The sequence below is a fragment of the Pantoea sp. BS_8 genome (assembly GCF_041954965.1).
In the GTDB taxonomy this organism is placed as follows: Bacteria; Pseudomonadota; Gammaproteobacteria; order Enterobacterales; family Enterobacteriaceae; genus Pantoea; species Pantoea stewartii.
Genome location: NZ_JAVAXU010000001.1, coordinates 271,091 through 288,877, shown reverse-complemented (window position 1 = coordinate 288,877; position 17,787 = coordinate 271,091). Strand labels below are relative to the sequence as shown.

The window sequence follows — 17,787 nt, the reverse complement described above, 5'->3', positions numbered from 1 at the left end:
ATAAAGTGAACAGTTAACCCCTGCCTTTCACACTTGTTGCGCAAATCACTGGCGTTGTTGCGCAAGATATTTTTATAATGCTCTGCACTTTACAGATATCCAGACGAGTGCACTCCATGATTGATTCAACGCTTCCCCTTACCGACATTCACCGCCACCTTGATGGCAACATCCGTGCACAAACCATCCTTGATTTAGGCCGCCAGTTTAACCTGACCTTACCGGCGGATACGCTGGACACCCTGCGTCCGCATGTTCAGGTCACCGAAACGCAACCGGATCTGGTCAGCTTTCTGCAAAAGCTGGACTGGGGCGTGAAAGTGCTGGGCGATCTTGACGCCTGTCAGCGAATCGCGCGTGAGAACGTCGAGGATGCCGCCCGCGCCGGGATTCACTATGCCGAGCTGCGCTTTTCACCCGGCTATATGGCGATGACCCACCATCTGCCGATTGCCGGTGTGGTTGAGGCGGTGATTGATGGCGTAAAGGCCGGCTGCCAGCAGCATGATATCACCGTGCGCTTAACGGGCATCATGAGCCGGACTTTTGGCGAACAGGCCTGTCTGGATGAACTGAACGGCTTCCTCGCCCATCGCGACCATATTACCGCCGTGGATTTGGCCGGGGATGAACTCGGTGCGCCGGGCCACCGTTTTCTGAGCCACTTCCGTCGCGCCCGGGATGCCGGTTTTCATATTACCGTGCATGCCGGTGAAGCCGCAGGCCCGGAAAGTATCTGGCAGGCGATTCGTGATCTGGGCGCTGAACGCATCGGTCATGGTGTGAAGGCTATTGAAGATCGCGCGCTGATGGACTATCTGGCGGAAAACGGTATTGGTATCGAATCCTGCCTGACCTCCAATATCCAGACCAGCACCGTCGCCTCGCTGGCGCAGCATCCGCTGAAAACGTTCCTGGAGCATGGCGTGCTGGCGACCATCAACACCGACGATCCCGCCGTACAGGGCATTGAGCTGGCCCATGAGTACCTGCATGCCGCCCCGGCTGCGGGACTGAGCCAGGCGCAAATGCGTCAGGCACAGGACAACGGCCTGACTATCGCGTTTTTAAGCGCGGCAGAAAAAGCCGCCATCCGGGCGAAAGTGCAGTAAGCATAAAAAAGGCCGCGTTATTCGCGGCCTTTTTAGCGCTGAAAGCGCTTATTTCAGCGACATGGTCTGGCGTTTTTCCGCCGACTGCAGCCCCAGCTCAATCAGTTCCATGACCTGAATGGCTTCTTCCGCCGTCACCGGATTCGCCCCGCGCCCGGTAATGGCATCACGAATCGCAGCGTAATAGGCGGGATAGTTGCCCGGCTGTGTCAGGACGGTTTTTTCATTCAGCGCGTCGCCCTCCACCTGGGTCAGCGTACCGTCACGCATGTCGTAACCCCAGTTCTCGCCCGGCGGGAAATCCCCCGCTTTCAGCCGATCTTCCTGCGGGTCCAGACCGTATTTGACGTAACTGCCGCGCGTACCGTGCACGGTATAGCGTGCGGATTCGGCCGCCACCAGCATGCTGGCGTGCAGCACCACCCGGCGCTGTGGATAGGTCAGCGTCGCATGAAAATAGTCGGTGGTCTGGGCACCCGGCCGCATTTCCGCCAGATCAACGTTAATCGCCACCGGCGGGCCAAACAGCTGTAGCGCCTGATCCAGCAGGTGCGGTCCCAGATCGTACCAGATGCCGCTGCCCGCCCCTTTCATCTCGCGCCAGCGCTGCCGTACTTCCAGACGGAAACGGTCAAAGTGCGATTCAAAATAACGCACCTCACCCAGCTCACCCGCTGCCAGTAAGCCTTTCAGCGTCAGGAAATCACTGTCCCAACGGCGGTTATGGAATACGGATAACAGCAGCCCTTTGGCTTTAGCTAAGGCATCCAGCTCGCGCGCCTGTGACAACGTCACGGTGAACGGTTTGTCCACCACGACGTGCTTGCCTGCGTTGAGTGCGGCTTTAGCCAGAGGGAAGTGCGTATCATTCGGTGTAGGGGTAACAATCAGATCTAACGTAGGATCGTCGAACAGGGCCTGGGGCTCGGCGACGACCTGCACGGCGGGCCAGTCGGCATGGACTTTGCTGGCATCGCTGCTGGAGATGGCAGCCAGTTCAACCTCCGGCGTGCCCGCGATCAGGGGCGCGTGGAAGGTTTTGCTGGCAAAGCCATAGCCGATGAGTCCTACTCGCAGTTTCTCGCTCATTCCTTTTCCTCATTAATCGCTTACCAGACTGATTTAAGACTAATAGTCGGGTCAGGACAAGGAGGATTCCCCTTAAAATCAGGAGACTGAGCGCCGTGCACCGTTCCAGGCGCTCTGACTGGCCAGATTATCGTGTACGTCCTGATTGCGGCGGCGGAAATCACTCGGGCTGACGCCGACGCGCTTACGGAAGACGCGCGAAAAATAAAGCTGATCGTCGTAGCCCACTTCACGCCCAATGCTGGCGATGGGTTCCTGCGTGGTTTGCAGTAGCAACTTAGCGCGAATGACGCGCTGATCTTCCCGCCAGCGAAGCAGGTTCACGCCCATTTGCTCGCGGAACAGGTGCGCCAGCCGCGAAGGTGACAGACACACATGGCGCGCCACTTCCTCGATTTTGACCTCGCTGGCAAGATGATTATTCACATACTGGCAGGCTTCGATGATACGGGGATCGCGGATTTGCTGATGGTTACGTGGATCTTCTTCCACCGCCCGTAACAACAGCCGTTCCAGCAAATTCATTGCCAGTTCTTCGGCAAAACGACGCGATGAGTTGTGGGTTTGTTCAATAGTGGCAAACAGGCGATCAAATTCGCCCCGCAGTGACTCCGGTAAGCGCAGCCGCCCGACGCCTTCCTGTTCATCCTGCCAGCGCAGCCAGTCATGCCAGTACGCGCGCGGACGAAAATAGACCCAGCGGTGAAACCACTGCGGACTGTCGGGCGCCCGACCATAATAGTGAGCCGTTTTTGGCTGGAACAGCAGCATTTCACCCGGTTCACAGTCAAAGGCCTTTTCGCCGTCGAACACCCGCCCTTTGCCTTTAATGGTCAGGTTGAGAATATAGCCCTTCATGCCGTGTGGGCGATCAATAAAGAAATCCAGCGGACCATCCGCGGTGATCGGGGTTAATCCCGCCACCAGCCAGGCATTAAACGCGTATCCGGGCAGCAAAGGGTTCTGCTGCTCTGCCGGTAATTCACGGTGATACATACTGTCCTCACTTCGTCGTTGATTGATCACGCGCGGACACCTTTCGCGTCCGCGGGAAGGTTTCACGCCAAATCAGACTTTATTCTTTTGTTTGTAGCGGTCGAATATCACCGCTGCCAACAGTATCAAACCCCGCACAACATACTGTGAGAATGGCGAGATATTTAATAAATTCATCGCATTCTCAACGGTGCCCAGAATCAGTACCCCGGCGATCACATAGGAGATTTTGCCGATGCCGCCCTTCAGTGACACGCCGCCCAGTACGCAGGCCGAGATGACCACCAGTTCATAACCAATTGAGGTCATGGGCTGACCGCTGGTCATACGTGACGCCAGGATGATGCCCGCCGCCGCAGAAACCAGGCCAGAGAGAATAAAGATAATGATGCGGGTACGCACAACCGGCACGCCCGCCAGCCGTGCAGCCTCTTCATTCCCGCCAATCGCCAGCGTGTTGCGGCCAAAGGTGGTTTTGTTCAACAGGAAGGCGAAGATCACCATGGTACCCAGCGTGATCCAGATGGGCGCAGGCACGCCCAGCCAGTTGGCGAAGCCCAGTACGAAGAAGCGCTCGTCTTCGATGCCTACCGCTTTACCGTCCGAGAAGATATAGGCCAGACCGCGCACAATCTGCATGGTCGCCAGCGTGGTAATCAGGGCGTTGATTTTCAGTCGGGCGATAACAAACCCATTGATAAATCCGGTGATGACACCGAGTAACAGCCCGGCCGCCACCCCCAGCCAGAGGCTCTCGCTCATATTGATAACCACGGCGGTGACCACGCCCGCGCAGGCAATCACCGAGGCCACCGACAGGTCAAAATCGCCGGAGGCCAGGCAGAACAGCATACCGCAGGCCACCATGCCGGACATCGACATGGCCAGCCCCAGGCCTTTCATGTTGATAAAGGAGCCAAAGTTAGGGACAAAAACCGCACAGGCGATGAACAGCAGGGCAAACACCACCAGCATGCCAAAGTTGTCCCAGACGCGCCCAAAATGCACACCCCGGCGAGGGGCGGCTGGCGGCGTATTTGATGTCGTGGAAGAAGTCACGGTACTCTCCTGTCAGGCCACGGCGGCCGCATGTGTCGTTTTAGGCATGGCCAGGCTCAGCGTCAGCTGCTCTGTGGCCTCGTCATGCAGTAATTCCCCGGCGACCGCCCCTTCGCGCATCACGATAATGCGGTCGGCCAGGCCCATCACTTCCGGGAGATCGCTGGAGGCAAACAGCACCGCAATGCCGTTGTTCGCCAGCTGGTAAATCAGGTTATAAATTTCGTGTTTAGCCCCGACATCAATGCCGCGGGTAGGCTCGTCCAGCAAAATCACCTTGATCTCCTCGGACAACCAGCGGCCAAGAATGGCTTTTTGCTGGTTACCGCCGGACAGGTTCATGATCAACTGGTCAGCGCTGGGCGTTTTGATTTTGAGGGAACGGATATGGCTGTCGGCATTCTTCACCTCCCAGCCGTTTTTGATCAGGCAACCGGCGGTGAGGTTATGACGTCGGGCGCTGATGTTGATGTTGTCGCGCACCGAATGCACCGGAATAATGCCTTCGGCTTTGCGATCTTCAGGGCACAGCATCACGCCCGCCCGAATCGCATCAATTGGCGCCGTCACGTTAAGGGGTTCCCCGTCCAGCAGAATGCGGCCACCGCGCAGGCGCGTGGCGCCAAACAGCCCTTTCAGCAGTTCGGTGCGTCCCGCGCCCACCAGACCAAACAGGCCGACAATTTCCCCGGCATGCACATTCAGCGAGATTGGCGCTCTGACGCCCTTCGCCTCTACGTCCTGTAGCGCCAGCCGTACCGGGCCTTTTTCCCGCGGCGCGTAGCCGTAGATATCACCCAGATTACGTCCGACCATCGCCTGCACCAGATCGTCGTGATGCGTATTGGCCATGTCCGTAAAGGTGCGCACATAGCGCCCGTCTTTAAACACGGTGATGGCGTCACTGAGGGCAAAAATCTCTTCCATACGGTGCGAGACATACAGCACCACGCGCCCTTCCGCGCGCAACTGGCGGATCACCCGAAACAGATTGTCGATTTCGCGTGCGGACAGCGAGCTGGTTGGCTCATCAAAGGCAATGATGCGCGCGTTACGGGCCAGCGCTTTGGCAATCTCAACCATCTGCCACTGGCCCAGCGACAGGTATTTCAGCGGCATGTCCGGATCGATATCCATACCTAAATTTTTCAGTTGCAGCCCGGCTTCGTAACGCAGCAGCTTGCGGTTTACCAGGCCATGCTTATGCGGCAACTGGCCCAGATAGATATTCTCCGCCACGCTCATTTCGGGCACTAAATGCAGTTCCTGGTAGATAATGGCGACACCCGCATCCAGCGCATCCGTGGTGTGCTGGAAATTCATCGGCTTGCCTTTGATGCGAATCTCGCCGCCACTGGGCAGATAGCTGCCGCTGAGGATTTTAAGCAGTGTCGATTTACCGGCACCGTTTTCCCCCATCAGCGCGTGCACCTGACCGCCATGGCATTCAAATGAAATATCCTGCAGCGCTTTCACGCCGGGAAAAGTTTTACTGATGCCATGAAACGACAGAAAGGCTGAATCAGTGTTCATGGTGTCTCCAATAGATTGCTGTGAGGAATCGGGGCACCTGACGCTCAGGCTGAATACCGTCGCGGTGTTCAGCCCTGCTTTCCTGATGACCCGATGGTGTTATCCGTACTGCCTGTTATTACATCAACCCTTTCTTCGCCAGCTCGGTTTTGAAGTTGTCACGTGTAATCAACACGACGTCTGTCACTTCGGTGAATTTCGGTGGCTCCTGTCCTTTGCTTACCCAGTTGTAGAGCATCTGGCTGCTCTTATAGCCATGGATATCCGGACTTGGCAGCAGTGAGCCATAGAAGCCGGTCGCGTTGGCTTTTGACAGTTCGCTGACGGCGTCGACGCCGTTGATACCGATACCGATCACGTCAGCGGCTTTAAAGCCCTGACCTTCGGTTGCACGCACGCCGCCCAGCACGGTGTTGTCGTTCATGCCGACAATCAGCCAGTGCTTCACTTCAGGGTGCTGAACCAGCAGGGAGTTACCGGCATCAAATGCGCCGGGGATGTCATTCGATTTGGTCGGGACCTGATAGATCTGTTTTTCCGGGAAGCCAGCCGCTTTCAGGGCATCCATCGAACCACCGGTACGACGACGCGCGGTATCCAGTTCGTTAGCGGTGATCGCCATCACGGCGGTGTCTTTGACATCCCAGCCGCGTTTCTGCATTTCTTTATACAGTTCCTGTCCCTGACGTTCGCCAATTTTGGTCGCGGCCATCATGACCAGCGGTACGCTGTCCATCGGCTTGCCTTTGGCGTTCACAAACTGATCGTCCACGGCGATCACCTTCAGGCCATAACCGCGCGCCTTTGCCATGATGGCGGAGCCGAGTTTGGGATCCGGTGTGCAGATCACGAAGCCTTTTGCGCCATTCGCGGCCAGGCTGTCGATAGCATTAAGGGTTTTTTCGCCGTCCGGAACGGCAATTTTGATCACCTCAAAGCCCAGGTCTTTACCGGCTTTATCCGCAAATTTCCATTCGGTCTGGAACCAGGGTTCTTCCGGCTGCTTCACCAGAAAACCCAGCTTCATGGTCTCGGCGATAGCTGATTGTGACATAACCGCTGCCAGCCCGATGGCTGCCAGCGCTTTAGTGAATTTATGCATGATGCTCTCCGGCGCTAGTGGTTTTATCGCTGTTAAATACGAATCGGTGTAAACGCTACCAGTTCACTCTCTTTTGTAGGTACAGATGTAAATCAGCACGTTAGCGGGAGCCATGAGGGTAGCCTGCTTAAACGCTGGCCTAGTTTTAGCGGGAATGAAGAAGAAAAATGTAGAGCGGTATCACATCTTAAAATCACGACAGAATGATCCATATATTCAGCAAATTTAACCGTCTGTTAACTTTTGCAATGGATCACAAATTCACTGCTTGTGGCAGAAAAGTGCATATTCTCAGCCAGCCGTGACTAACCCTTCTTTTTTACACATCTCAGGATAAGGAGGTTTATTCACAACAGGAGAGTCAAATGCGTACTGAAGCCATCACCCTGGGGCTGGACTTTGGTAGTGATTCGGTGCGTGCGCTGGCGGTGGATTGTCACACTGGTCAGGAGCTGCACAGTGCCGTGGCCAACTATGCACGCTGGCAGCAGGGACTTTACAGCGATCCTCACAGCAACCGCTTTCGTCACCATCCTCAGGACTATATTGATGCTATGGAGCAGGCCATGCTGGGTGTGCTCGCGGCGCTGAGCGACACGCAACGGGCCGCCGTCGTCGGCATCGGTGTCGACAGCACCGGCTCCACCCCCGCTCCGATCGATCGTGACGGCAAGGTACTTGCCCTGCGGCCGGAGTTTGCGGAAAACCCCAATGCGATGTTTGTGCTGTGGAAAGACCATACGGCCATTGAAGAAGCGGAAGAGATTAATCGCCTGTGTCGCAGCGGCCGCTTTACCGATTACAGCCGCTATATCGGCGGGATCTACTCGTCGGAATGGTTCTGGGCCAAGATTCTTCATATTACCCGCCAGGATGCTGCCGTGCGCGATGCGGCCGTGTCCTGGGTTGAACTCTGTGACTGGGTGCCCGCCTTACTCAGCGATACCGTCGCCCCGGACAAACTCCGTCGTGGGCGTTGTGCCGCTGGTCACAAAGCGCTGTTTCATGCTGACTGGAACGGCTTACCCGACGCCGACTTCCTTAACGCGCTGGACCCGGCGCTGACTCAACAGCTGGATTCTCCCCTGTTCAGCGAGACCTGGACCGCGGATATCCCGGTGGGCACGCTGAGCCCGGAATGGTCGCAACGCCTGGGTTTACCGCAGCAGGTTACGATTTCGGGCGGCGCATTTGACTGCCATATGGGCGCGGTCGGCGCCGGTGCGCGACCCTATACCTTAGTGAAAGTGATTGGCACGTCGACCTGCGACATCCTGATTGCTGACACCGGGAAAGTCGGCGACCGCGCCATCAAAGGCATCTGTGGTCAGGTTGATGGCAGCGTCGTGCCGGGCGCGATTGGTCTGGAAGCAGGCCAGTCGGCGTTTGGCGATATTTATGCCTGGTACAGCCGCCTGCTGGGCTGGCCGCTGCAGCTGGCAGCGCAGCACCATCCCGAACTCAAACCGCAGTTGGCTGAGATGCAAACGTCACTGATCACCCGTCTGACCGAGGCCTGGGTCGCCAGTCCGCAGTTGGATCACCTGCCCGTAGTGCTGGACTGGTTCAACGGCCGCCGTACGCCCAATGCCAACCAGCGCCTGAAAGGGGTTATTACCGACCTGAATCTCGGCACGGATGCTCCGGCCCTGTTTGGCGGCCTGATTGCGGCCACCGCCTTTGGTGCCCGCGCCATCATGGAGTGCTTCGAGCAGCAGGCAATTCCGGTGGAAAACATTCTTACCCTCGGCGGCATTGCCCGTAAATCCCCCGCCATTATGCAGGCCTGCTGTGACGTGATGAACCGGCCGCTGGATATCGTCGCCTCCGATGAGTGCTGTGCGCTGGGCGCAGCCATCTTCGCTGCCGTCGCCGCGGGCGTTCACCGCGATGTGGAGCAGGCGCAGGACGTCATGGCCAGCCCGATTGACGTGACGCTGCAGCCCGATCCGCAACGCGTCGCGCGTTATCAGGCACTTTATCAACGCTATCAACAATGGTGCGAGACGGCAGAACCCCATTATGCCGCCCGTTCCGCTTCCGCTAAGTAAAGGAGTGGTTTTATGCAACAGTTCAACGTGTGGTTTGTCATTGGTACACAGCACCTCTACGGCGCGGAAACGTTACGTCAGGTTGAACACAATGCCCGGCAGGTGGTGGACGGATTAAATCAGGCGGGTTTGCCTGTACGTCTGACGCTGAAACCGCTGGTCAAATCGCCTGATGAAGCGCTGTCGCTGTGCCGTGACGCCAGTCACGATCAAAACTGTATCGGTATCATTACATGGTTGCATACCTTTTCGCCGGCCAAAATGTGGATCGGCGGATTGAATGTCTTAACGAAGCCCCTGCTACAGTTTCATACCCAGTTCAATGCCGAGATCCCCTGGGACAGCATGGACATGGACTTTATGAACCTGAATCAGACGGCGCACGGTGGCCGTGAGTTTGGCTTTATTGGTGCGCGCATGGGCCTGCAGCACAGCGTGGTGACCGGCCACTGGCAGGATAAACACAGCCAGCAGCGCGTCGCCAACTGGATGCGTGCGGCGCTGGCCAAACAGGCCAGTCAGCATCTGAAAGTCGCGCGTTTTGGTGACAACATGCGTGAAGTCGCGGTCACCGAAGGCGATAAAGTGGCGGCGCAAATCCAGTTCGGCTATGCGGTTAATGGCTGGGGCGTGGGGGATTTGGTGGAGGTGATCAACAGCGTCAGCGAGGGTGATGTCAATGCGCTGGTTGACGAATATGAAAGCCAGTATCGTTTCTCCGACGTGGCCGCCGCAGGCGGTGAAAAACGGCAAAACGTACTGGACGCCGCACGCATCGAGCTGGGCCTGAAGCGTTTTCTGGACGACGAAGGCTGCCAGGCGTTTACCACCAACTTCCAGACGCTGCACGGCATGACGCAGTTGCCCGGCCTGGCGGTACAGCGCCTAATGGGCCAGGGTTATGGCTTTGCGGGCGAAGGAGACTGGAAGACCGCCGCCCTGCTGCGCATCTTTAAAGTGCTGGCGGGTGACCGTCCCGGCGGCACCTCCTTTATGGAGGATTACACTTACCACTTCTCTCCGGGCAACGATTTAGTGCTGGGTTCTCATATGCTGGAAGTGTGCCCGTCTATCGCGCGGGAAGAGAAGCCGCTGATCGACGTGCAGTTTCTCGGCATCGGCAACAAAGCCGATCCAGCGCGGCTGATTTTCTCCACGCCGGCCGGTCGTGCCATTAACGCCAGCGTGATCGATATGGGCGATCGTTTCCGCCTGCTGGTTAACGTAGTGGACGCGATTGAACAGCCTAAACCACTGCCAAAACTGCCGGTAGCCCGCGCGTTGTGGAAAGCGCAGCCGTCTCTGGCGACCGCCTCTGAAGCCTGGATTCTGGCAGGCGGTGCGCACCATACGGTGTTCAGTCAGGCTCTGACGCTGGACGATATGTATCTGTACGGCGAGATGCACGGCATTGAAGTGCTGGTGATTGATGAGCACACCCGGCTTCCGGCCTTTAAAGATGCGCTGCGCTGGAATGACGCGTATTACCATATGAAGCGTTAAGCACCGGTAGCGAACGCATTAACAAAGCGGCGGGTCAGCCCGTTGGCGGCCCGCTTTTTTATGCGTCGCGCTCAACCTGAGGCTCAGCGTTACTGCCCTGATATCGGACAATAATCCCCCCTGACCGCTGTCTGTTTCCTTTGCCAGTCGATCGGCAAAAGCCGCTGCCGGCCTGGCGATATGACCGCCCGATAACGGGACAGGTTATCTTCGTTAACCTTCCCCTCCGCGAGGCACCGTTACATGGCTGTCATGCGGCTCAGACGTTGTGCGTGAGGGCAGTGTGACGCGGCGTCACGCTATGACTGCCCGTCTGATCGTTAATGTTTTGATAGTGAACGTCGCTGTGGCTGACGCGCGCGGGCCTGTCAGACAGGAAGCGGCTGTCTTGCTCTGTCTGTTGCGTGGGCGTCCCGGCGGCCTTGCCTGCATTGACCAGAAGCGGCTTCACGGGCGCTGCCGAAGGCTGCCAGGCTATCCGCGCCTCGGTCAGCGTATTTTGGGCCAGATTCTCATTCACCTGCGCCAGCTGCCGCCGCAGCACATTGAGTTTCACTGCGGTCGCCAGCGGAATCTGACGTTCCTGATCTTCCAGCACGCTAATCTGCTGACGGGTCGCATACTGCTGTTGCAGCAACGCGCGGTACTGGCTTTCATAGCCCCAGACCACCGACTGCTCCTGTGCAAACTGCAACGCCGAAATATAGCCTTTGTTCAGCAGCGGTCGCCATTTGTTGACCAGGTTTTGCGCCATGCCAACCTGCGCGGACTCGATTTTGATTTGCTGATCAAGTTGCGCCAGTTGTCCGTTCAGCATAGCGGCCTGGAAGTGGTTATCACTGACCTGTTGCAGTGCCAGCTGCTGCGTGTGAGCCATGTCCTGCAGCAGGCTGCCCTGCTCCAGCTTCAACTGATCGCTGACGAGTTGCATGCCTTTGAGTGCCTGACGGTTTGCCTCGGCGATCATAACGACTGAAGGCACGGAGGCATGCGGCAAATGTTCACTGACGGCAGCGATTTGTCCGGTTGGGTTGGGTGCAGTAGCGGCGCTGAGCGGACGCGCGGACGCGTGTCGGCTGGACAGCACCTGGCGCAGAGCGGACGCATGATTGTCGACAAAACAGATCAGGCTCACCGTCCCCACCACCAGCGAGAACAGATTACGCCGCACAAACAGTGAGGCAGAGGAAACGCCGCCAGCCGCGGCCACGCGGGACGACTCAGGAGATGGCTGTTGTAAAAATGGTTTTTCCATTTTTTACCCTTAACTCAGTGCGCGTTGGTGGTCTGTTTACGGGATGTCGCGGAAACGTTTTGCTCCCTGGCGGGCAAAAGGCCTCACCGCACACCTAACATCACATGCCCCGGAGCAGAGATAAAACAGAAGTTCATTTCCAGTCGTTACGCTTTGAAAGGGAATCTCACGATGTTTCACCAGCGGTTCAGGGATGTAAATGCCGATGTCTGGCTAACAGCACGCCTTCTCACCTACATTTTACGCAAGCGAGCGAATTAAATAGAGCGCCAGAAAACACTCAACGTCATTTCTCGCCACCCCCAGCGTCACGCCGATGCCCGCTTGCTTTAAGATCGCAATCCCTTCTCCGCGATTACGCGGATGCGGATCTTCAATGGCGATGTAAATATGTCTGGGCCTGAGCCGGGCCAGTGTTAGTGCGCAGGACGGGGTTCTGCCCTGAAAGGCACAGGGCTCTAGCGTGACATAGATTTCGCACTCTTCTACAGGTAACGTAAGTGTGGAAAGTGCATCAGCCTCAGCATGGTACTAACCCGGTGAACGGGTAAATCCGGTCGAGACAACCCGACCATTGTGAACAATTACGCACCCTACCGGTGGGTTAGGTCTGCAATGCGGCAGCGCATGGCGGGACTACGCCAGCGCTAACAGCATAAATTGTTGTGATTTTTGCATCATTAACAGGACTCGTCTCATTACCGTTTTACGTCCGTGAGCTTAGCTACAGAACGTAAAACTCAGATAAACTGCCATTCAAATCCCGCAGAGGTCTGGCTGACATAACCTGCCGACGAGCCCGGAAAATGCGAACTAAACCAGCGTGCCTGATGCTCACTCGCCCACGTCATTGCCCAGCGCCGCTGGGCTTCGGCCTGCGCGGCATCAGCACAAAAGCGCGAGGCAAGCTGGGGCTGACTGACCTGCAAATCGTTATGCATCAGGTCACCGGAAAACAGCGCATAATCGCCCGCACTGTGCAGAATAATCGACGCGTGGTCATGACTGTGGCCGGGCGTGGGCACATAGCGCAGCACATCAGCAAACACCGGCTCTTGCGTCACATCGAACGTCTCCAGCAAACCCGCCGCGATAACCGGATTAATGCTGTCCTCTAACAGCGTTTTGCGTGCCGGATCGTGTTGCCAGCCTTTCAACCCGCTATCAGAACAGTAGTAGCGGGCATGTTTGAAAAACGGTGTCCATTTACCGTCCATCCAGTGCGTATTCCAGCCCACATGATCGCCATGCAGATGGGTGATCAGCACGATATCCACCGCGTCAGGATCGACGCCCGCGTCACGTAAGCGCTGCGCATACGGCGTATTCAGCTGATGGGAGAGCGGAGAGCCTGCCCGCTCGCGACCATTGCCGCTGCCCGTATCGATCACAATAAGGTTGTCAGGCGTGCGGACCACCCAACTGTGAACAGAGAGCGTGATCGTTTCCGGCGTTCCGCTCGCTAACGCCTGCGCGGGAAACAGCCATTCCGTGGACAGAGACGCGTCCAGTTCAGGAATTTTAAAGACCTCGCACTCACCTACGCGGTAAACCGACGTCACAGACATATGACCTCTCAAATCAAGGAAAAATGATACTGACTCGTCGCATCTTGCCATCTTCCCGGCAGCTAAGCACGCTTAGCCCGGCATGCGTTCAAGATCGGCAATCAATCCCGGTCCTGTGGGCTGCCATCCCAGTTGCGCCCGAGTAAGCCTGCCTGAGGCGGACATATCCTGCGCAACGAAATGACTCAGCCAGCCAAAATGACCGGTAGCTTCAGCGGCTGAAAGGGATATGACCGGCAGGTTGAGGATCCGCCCGAGGGCGTCGGCAAGCACGCGCAGCGTAATGCCTTCTTCGGCGACCGCATGATAACGGCTTCCTGGCCTGTTCTTTTCCAGCGCCAGCCTGTAGAGGCAAACCGCATCGTCAAGATGCACTGCTGACCAGCGGTTTTGGCCTTCATCAATAAAAGCGGAAACGCCTGTCTGTCTCGCCACTTCAATCAGCGACGTAACCAGGCCCTGTTTCAACGGATTATATACCTGAGATAACCGCACAACGGAAACGTTGACCCCTTTTTCCAGTGCCGCCATCGCGGCCAGCTCGGATGCCCGGCGCGGATTAGGATGAAGCGGGTTGAAATAGTCTTCTACGGCAGGTCTTCCCTGCCCCGGCGAGCCCAGTCCCACCGCCGAGGTGATGATTAAGGGCCGTGCGCTTCCTGCCAGTGCCGTGGCCATCGCGGCGATGGCCTGCCGATCGGCTTCACAGTTTGTCAGAAACGTCGAAAAATCATGGTTAAAGGCGGTATGAATCACTCCCTCGCAGCTTGCCGCGCCTCGTTGCAAACTATCGTGATCGTTAATATCCCCCCAAAAGGGCTCGACGCCTGCTTTGCTGAGCATGTCAGCACCCTGCTGATGTCGGGTCAGTCCGACCACCTTATGCCCTGCCGTGATCAGATCGGCCGCAATCGCCGACCCGATAAAACCCGTTGCTCCTGTAAGAAATAACCGCATGTCTGTTCGTCCTCTTGTCAGCCTTCGCAACCGTGGTTGTCTACTTTACGATGGAGAAGGAATGCGCTCTATGTGATAACGTCGCTTTTTTATGTCTGACCGTCTGGGATGATCATGGACCCGCTTTCACAGCTCTTAGCCCTGCTTGAACCACAACGCTACGTTTCCGGTGGTGTGATACTGACGCCGGAGATGTCGGTACAATGGCCCGCTCATGATGGCGTGAAGTGCTATGCCGTCGTAGCGGGTGCCTGCTGGCTGACCGTTGACGGTGTTGCGGAACCCTTGCGCCTTAACGCCGGCGAGTGCTATCTGCTCCCGCCAGGCGCACCTTTCAGGCTGGCCACAAACCCGGACGCGCAGACTGTCGATTTCCAGACGGTGCGGTCTGAGATGGTTGCCGTGACAGCGGCAAAGCTTGATGAAACCTCCGCCTGTTTACTGGTAGGCGGGCATTTCCTGCTGACCGGACGGCCCGCACAGATGCTGTTAGGTACGCTGCCGCCAGTGGTGCATATCCGGCGCAGCGCAGACAGAGCCGCCATGCAATGGGCGCTGGAAAGAATGTCACAGGAAGTCCGTGAAGCGCAGCCCGGCAGCGTCCTCATCGTGCAACAGCTGGCATTTATGCTGCTCATTCAGGCGTTACGGCTGTATGCAAATGACCCGCAGCAGTCGGGCTGGCTTGCGGCCCTGAAGGATAAAAAGCTGGGCGCGGCGCTGGCCTGCATGCACCAGCACCCCGAACACAAGTGGACGCTGGCGGAACTGGCAGCCAGGGTGGGAATGTCACGCGCGGTTTTTGCTGAACGATTTAAGCAAACGGTGGGCATCGCGCCCGTCGACTATCTCACGCAATGGCGCATGCATCTTGCCTGCGACCAGTTAAAAAAAGGGAATGGCGGGCTTACCGCGATTGCTGCCGGGCTGGGCTATGAATCTGAGAGCGCCTTTGCAAAAGCCTTCAAGCGTGTCATCGGTGTTTCACCGGGCAAGTTCAGTAAAGAAAACGCCTGATCGGGCGGCCCGAAACCAGGGATGATGGCGGGCTTCAGGGGAATATGGCTGCGCGGCGCTGAAAATCCCTGCGTGAGTACGGCAGCGCTTGCTGCGGGCCTGTACAACGCTCATGAAAGAGGCTCATTAACCTGAATAAATATCACCGCTTTTTCCGCAACATGAGAAACCTTCACATGAGCCGTTTTCATGAGGAGACGGAAACCGGGATATCGGCAGGCCTTACGCCACAAGGGTTCAGGGCGCATTGCATCACGGCACACTCTGTCCCTTTGTCTCCATTACGCGTATGGCAGAGGCTTTACCTCTGTCGACCATGAAGATGGCTCATGTTGTGTTGAAATTAAGTCGCTTTCCCTTCCTCCGCGGCTCTGGCATAAAATATGCTTTATTGACAAACACACAACGTGAAAGCGGTTAAACGAAAAACCAGAATGCAGGCCAGTCTGGATAACTAACAGCCACAGACCGTTTTTCACATCAGAACGCAGGGTGCATCACGATGAAAAAAGAATTCACATTTACGATTAAGAGCAGTGTTTTCGATGAGAATTACAACCCGTCTGAAAATACGCGCATCACCACCAATTTTGCTAACCTGGCGCGCGGGACAAACCGTCAGGAAAACCTGCGCAATGCCTTAACGATGATTGATAATCGCTTCAACTCGCTGGCGCACTGGGATAATCCAAAGGCCGATCGTTATGGTGTGGAACTTGAAATTATCTCGGTTGAGTTAAATATCGAAAACGAGACGCAACGCGGCGCGTTTCCTGTAATTGAAATTCTGAAAACCCATATCGTCGATAAAAAAACTCAGCAGCGTATTGAAGGTATTGTTGGCAATAACTTCTCCTCTTACGTGCGCGATTATGATTTCAGCGTGCTGCTGTCTGAGCACAATAAAAACAACACCGGCTTCAGCGCACCTGCTAACTTTGGCGATTTGCACGGCAATATTTTCAAGTGCTTCGTGAACTCTTCGGCCTTTAAAGAGAACTTTAAAAAACAGCCGGTCATTTGCCTGAGCGTGTCCAGCAAAAACGTTTATACCCGCACAGGAAACCGTCATCCGGTACTGGGTATTGAATACCAGCAGGATGCCTATTCCCTGACTGACCAGTATTTCCACAAGATGGGCCTGACGGCGCGCTATTTCATGCCGGAAAACAGTGTTGCCCCGTTGGCGTTTTATTTCTCGGGTGACCTGTTGAGTGATTACACCAATCTTGAGCTGATCAGCACCATTAGTACGATGGAGACGTTCCAGAAAATTTATCGTCCTGAGATTTACAATGCTAATTCACCGGCGGGCCAGTGTTATCAGCCAAGCCTGAACCATCTGGACTATTCATTAACGCGCATTGTTTACGATCGCGAAGAGCGTAGCCTGTTAGCGGTAGAACAAGGGAAATTTACCGAAGAGAAATTCATTAAACCTTACAAAGCCGTTCTTGAAGAGTGGTCTGCCAGTTACGCGCTTTGATTAACCGAAATACAAGGTCACCTATTATGAAAATGTTGTTACCTACCTCAACCGCAGGCAGTTTACCGAAGCCATCCTGGCTGGCTCAGCCTGAAACGCTGTGGTCGCCCTGGAAGCTGCAAGGCTCAGAACTGGCTGAAGGGAAAAAAGATGCGCTGCGTTTAATTCTGGACGATCAAATCCAGGCCGGTATTGATATCGTCAGCGACGGTGAACAAACGCGCCAGCACTTTGTGACGACATTTATTGAGCACCTGAATGGTGTTGATTTCGAGAAGCGCGAAATTGTCCGTATCCGTAATCGTTATGATGCCAGCGTACCGACGGTGATCAGCGCGGTTAGCCGTCAGAAACCCGTCTTTATTGACGATGCGAAATTTTTGCGTCAGCAGACTAAGCAACCGATCAAATGGGCGCTGCCGGGTCCGATGACCATGATTGATACGCTGTATGACGGCCATTACAAGAGTCGTGAAAAGCTGGCCTGGGAATTTGCCAAAATTCTGAATCAGGAAGCCAAAGAGTTAGAAGCGATTGGCATCGACATTATTCAGTTTGATGAGCCCGCTTTTAACGTGTTCTTTGATGAAGTCAACGACTGGGGCATCGCCGCGCTGGAACGCGCTGTGGAAGGCCTGAAGTGCGAAACCGCTGTGCATATTTGCTACGGCTACGGTATCAAAGCCAATACCGACTGGAAGAAGACGCTGGGGACGGAATGGCGTCAATATGAAGAAGTCTTCCCGAAACTGCAAAAATCAAAAATCGATATCGTTTCGCTGGAATGTCAGAATTCGCGCGTGCCGATGGAGCTGATTGAGCTGATTCGGGGTAAAAAAGTCATGGTGGGTGCCATTGATGTAGCAACCAATACCATTGAAACGCCGGAAGAAGTGGCCGCGACGCTGCGTAAGGCGTTGCAGTTTGTGGATGCCGACAAACTCTATCCGTCAACCAACTGCGGTATGACGCCATTATCCCGTGAGGTGGCGCGTGGCAAGCTCCATGCCTTAAGCGCGGGCGCGGCTATTGTCCGTCAGGAGCTTTCAGCGTAGTTCA

The 17,787-nt window shown here is 55.9% G+C and carries 14 protein-coding genes; 6 read left to right on the top strand and 8 right to left on the bottom strand.

Annotation, left to right across the window (positions count from 1 at the left end):
* Positions 1–116: 116 nt before the first annotated feature.
* Positions 117–1,112: an adenosine deaminase gene (add, locus tag RAC65_RS01330; RefSeq protein WP_058709172.1), complete on the top strand. Its 996-nt coding sequence runs from the start codon at positions 117–119 to the stop codon at positions 1,110–1,112.
* Positions 1,113–1,160: 48 nt separating this feature from the next.
* On the opposite strand, the gene RAC65_RS01325 is transcribed toward add, so the two are convergent.
* The 5 genes from RAC65_RS01325 to RAC65_RS01305 form a co-directional block, all read right to left on the bottom strand.
* Positions 1,161–2,201: an oxidoreductase gene (locus RAC65_RS01325; RefSeq protein ID WP_375096269.1), complete on the bottom strand. Its 1,041-nt coding sequence runs from the start codon at positions 2,199–2,201 to the stop codon at positions 1,161–1,163.
* Between the two features lie 78 nt (positions 2,202–2,279).
* Positions 2,280–3,197 carry an arabinose operon transcriptional regulator AraC gene (araC, locus tag RAC65_RS01320; RefSeq protein WP_006119067.1) on the bottom strand — a complete coding sequence of 306 codons (918 nt, stop codon included), beginning with the start codon at positions 3,195–3,197 and terminating at the stop codon, positions 2,280–2,282.
* 72 nt (positions 3,198–3,269) lie between these two features.
* Positions 3,270–4,256, bottom strand: a complete 987-nt coding sequence (araH, locus tag RAC65_RS01315; RefSeq protein ID WP_033741305.1) for an L-arabinose ABC transporter permease AraH — start codon at positions 4,254–4,256, stop codon at positions 3,270–3,272.
* Between the two features lie 12 nt (positions 4,257–4,268).
* A complete protein-coding gene (gene araG / locus RAC65_RS01310) occupies positions 4,269–5,789 on the bottom strand; it encodes an L-arabinose ABC transporter ATP-binding protein AraG (RefSeq protein ID WP_033741304.1) in 1,521 nt (506 codons plus the stop codon).
* 118 nt (positions 5,790–5,907) lie between these two features.
* Entirely contained in the window at positions 5,908–6,891 is a 984-nt protein-coding gene (locus RAC65_RS01305) for an arabinose ABC transporter substrate-binding protein (protein WP_006119064.1), read from the bottom strand.
* Positions 6,892–7,256: 365 nt separating this feature from the next.
* On the opposite strand from RAC65_RS01305, the gene RAC65_RS01300 reads away from it, so the two are divergent.
* On the top strand, positions 7,257–8,942 hold the full coding sequence (locus tag RAC65_RS01300; protein ID WP_375096268.1) for a ribulokinase: 1,686 nt from the start codon (positions 7,257–7,259) through the stop codon (positions 8,940–8,942).
* Between the two features lie 12 nt (positions 8,943–8,954).
* A complete protein-coding gene (gene araA, locus RAC65_RS01295) occupies positions 8,955–10,445 on the top strand; it encodes an L-arabinose isomerase (RefSeq protein ID WP_033741297.1) in 1,491 nt (496 codons plus the stop codon).
* A 259-nt stretch (positions 10,446–10,704) separates the two neighbouring features.
* Here araA and RAC65_RS01290 read toward each other — a convergent pair whose 3' ends face one another.
* The 3 genes from RAC65_RS01290 to RAC65_RS01280 form a co-directional block, all read right to left on the bottom strand.
* Positions 10,705–11,700: a hypothetical protein gene (locus RAC65_RS01290; RefSeq protein WP_375096267.1), complete on the bottom strand. Its 996-nt coding sequence runs from the start codon at positions 11,698–11,700 to the stop codon at positions 10,705–10,707.
* 740 nt (positions 11,701–12,440) lie between these two features.
* Positions 12,441–13,268 (bottom strand): MBL fold metallo-hydrolase, encoded by an 828-nt coding sequence (locus RAC65_RS01285; protein ID WP_367143066.1) that lies wholly within the window; start codon positions 13,266–13,268, stop codon positions 12,441–12,443.
* Between the two features lie 72 nt (positions 13,269–13,340).
* A complete protein-coding gene (locus tag RAC65_RS01280; protein WP_375096266.1) occupies positions 13,341–14,225 on the bottom strand; it encodes an SDR family oxidoreductase in 885 nt (294 codons plus the stop codon).
* A gap of 114 nt (positions 14,226–14,339) precedes the next feature.
* On the opposite strand from RAC65_RS01280, the gene RAC65_RS01275 reads away from it, so the two are divergent.
* From RAC65_RS01275 to RAC65_RS01265, 3 genes are all read left to right on the top strand, one after another.
* Positions 14,340–15,242, top strand: a complete 903-nt coding sequence (locus RAC65_RS01275) for an AraC family transcriptional regulator (protein WP_039340470.1) — start codon at positions 14,340–14,342, stop codon at positions 15,240–15,242.
* 502 nt (positions 15,243–15,744) lie between these two features.
* The gene (locus RAC65_RS01270; protein WP_033741287.1) at positions 15,745–16,728 is read left to right on the top strand and encodes a DUF1852 domain-containing protein; all 984 of its coding nucleotides are present in this window, start codon (positions 15,745–15,747) and stop codon (positions 16,726–16,728) included.
* A 26-nt stretch (positions 16,729–16,754) separates the two neighbouring features.
* Positions 16,755–17,783 (top strand): methionine synthase, encoded by a 1,029-nt coding sequence (locus RAC65_RS01265; protein ID WP_133745206.1) that lies wholly within the window; start codon positions 16,755–16,757, stop codon positions 17,781–17,783.
* Positions 17,784–17,787: the final 4 nt, after the last annotated feature.

Coding starts and splice junctions, on each gene's coding strand:
- araC (WP_006119067.1), bottom strand. CDS start 3,197: ATGTATCACCGTGAATTACCGGCAGAGCAGCAGAACCCTTTGCTGCCC.
- araA (WP_033741297.1), top strand. CDS start 8,955: ATGCAACAGTTCAACGTGTGGTTTGTCATTGGTACACAGCACCTCTAC.
- araG (WP_033741304.1), bottom strand. CDS start 5,789: ATGAACACTGATTCAGCCTTTCTGTCGTTTCATGGCATCAGTAAAACT.
- RAC65_RS01285 (WP_367143066.1), bottom strand. CDS start 13,268: ATGTCTGTGACGTCGGTTTACCGCGTAGGTGAGTGCGAGGTCTTTAAA.
- RAC65_RS01270 (WP_033741287.1), top strand. CDS start 15,745: ATGAAAAAAGAATTCACATTTACGATTAAGAGCAGTGTTTTCGATGAG.
- RAC65_RS01305 (WP_006119064.1), bottom strand. CDS start 6,891: ATGCATAAATTCACTAAAGCGCTGGCAGCCATCGGGCTGGCAGCGGTT.
- RAC65_RS01325 (WP_375096269.1), bottom strand. CDS start 2,201: ATGAGCGAGAAACTGCGAGTAGGACTCATCGGCTATGGCTTTGCCAGC.
- RAC65_RS01290 (WP_375096267.1), bottom strand. CDS start 11,700: ATGGAAAAACCATTTTTACAACAGCCATCTCCTGAGTCGTCCCGCGTG.
- RAC65_RS01300 (WP_375096268.1), top strand. CDS start 7,257: ATGCGTACTGAAGCCATCACCCTGGGGCTGGACTTTGGTAGTGATTCG.
- RAC65_RS01265 (WP_133745206.1), top strand. CDS start 16,755: ATGAAAATGTTGTTACCTACCTCAACCGCAGGCAGTTTACCGAAGCCA.
- RAC65_RS01280 (WP_375096266.1), bottom strand. CDS start 14,225: ATGCGGTTATTTCTTACAGGAGCAACGGGTTTTATCGGGTCGGCGATT.
- add (WP_058709172.1), top strand. CDS start 117: ATGATTGATTCAACGCTTCCCCTTACCGACATTCACCGCCACCTTGAT.
- RAC65_RS01275 (WP_039340470.1), top strand. CDS start 14,340: ATGGACCCGCTTTCACAGCTCTTAGCCCTGCTTGAACCACAACGCTAC.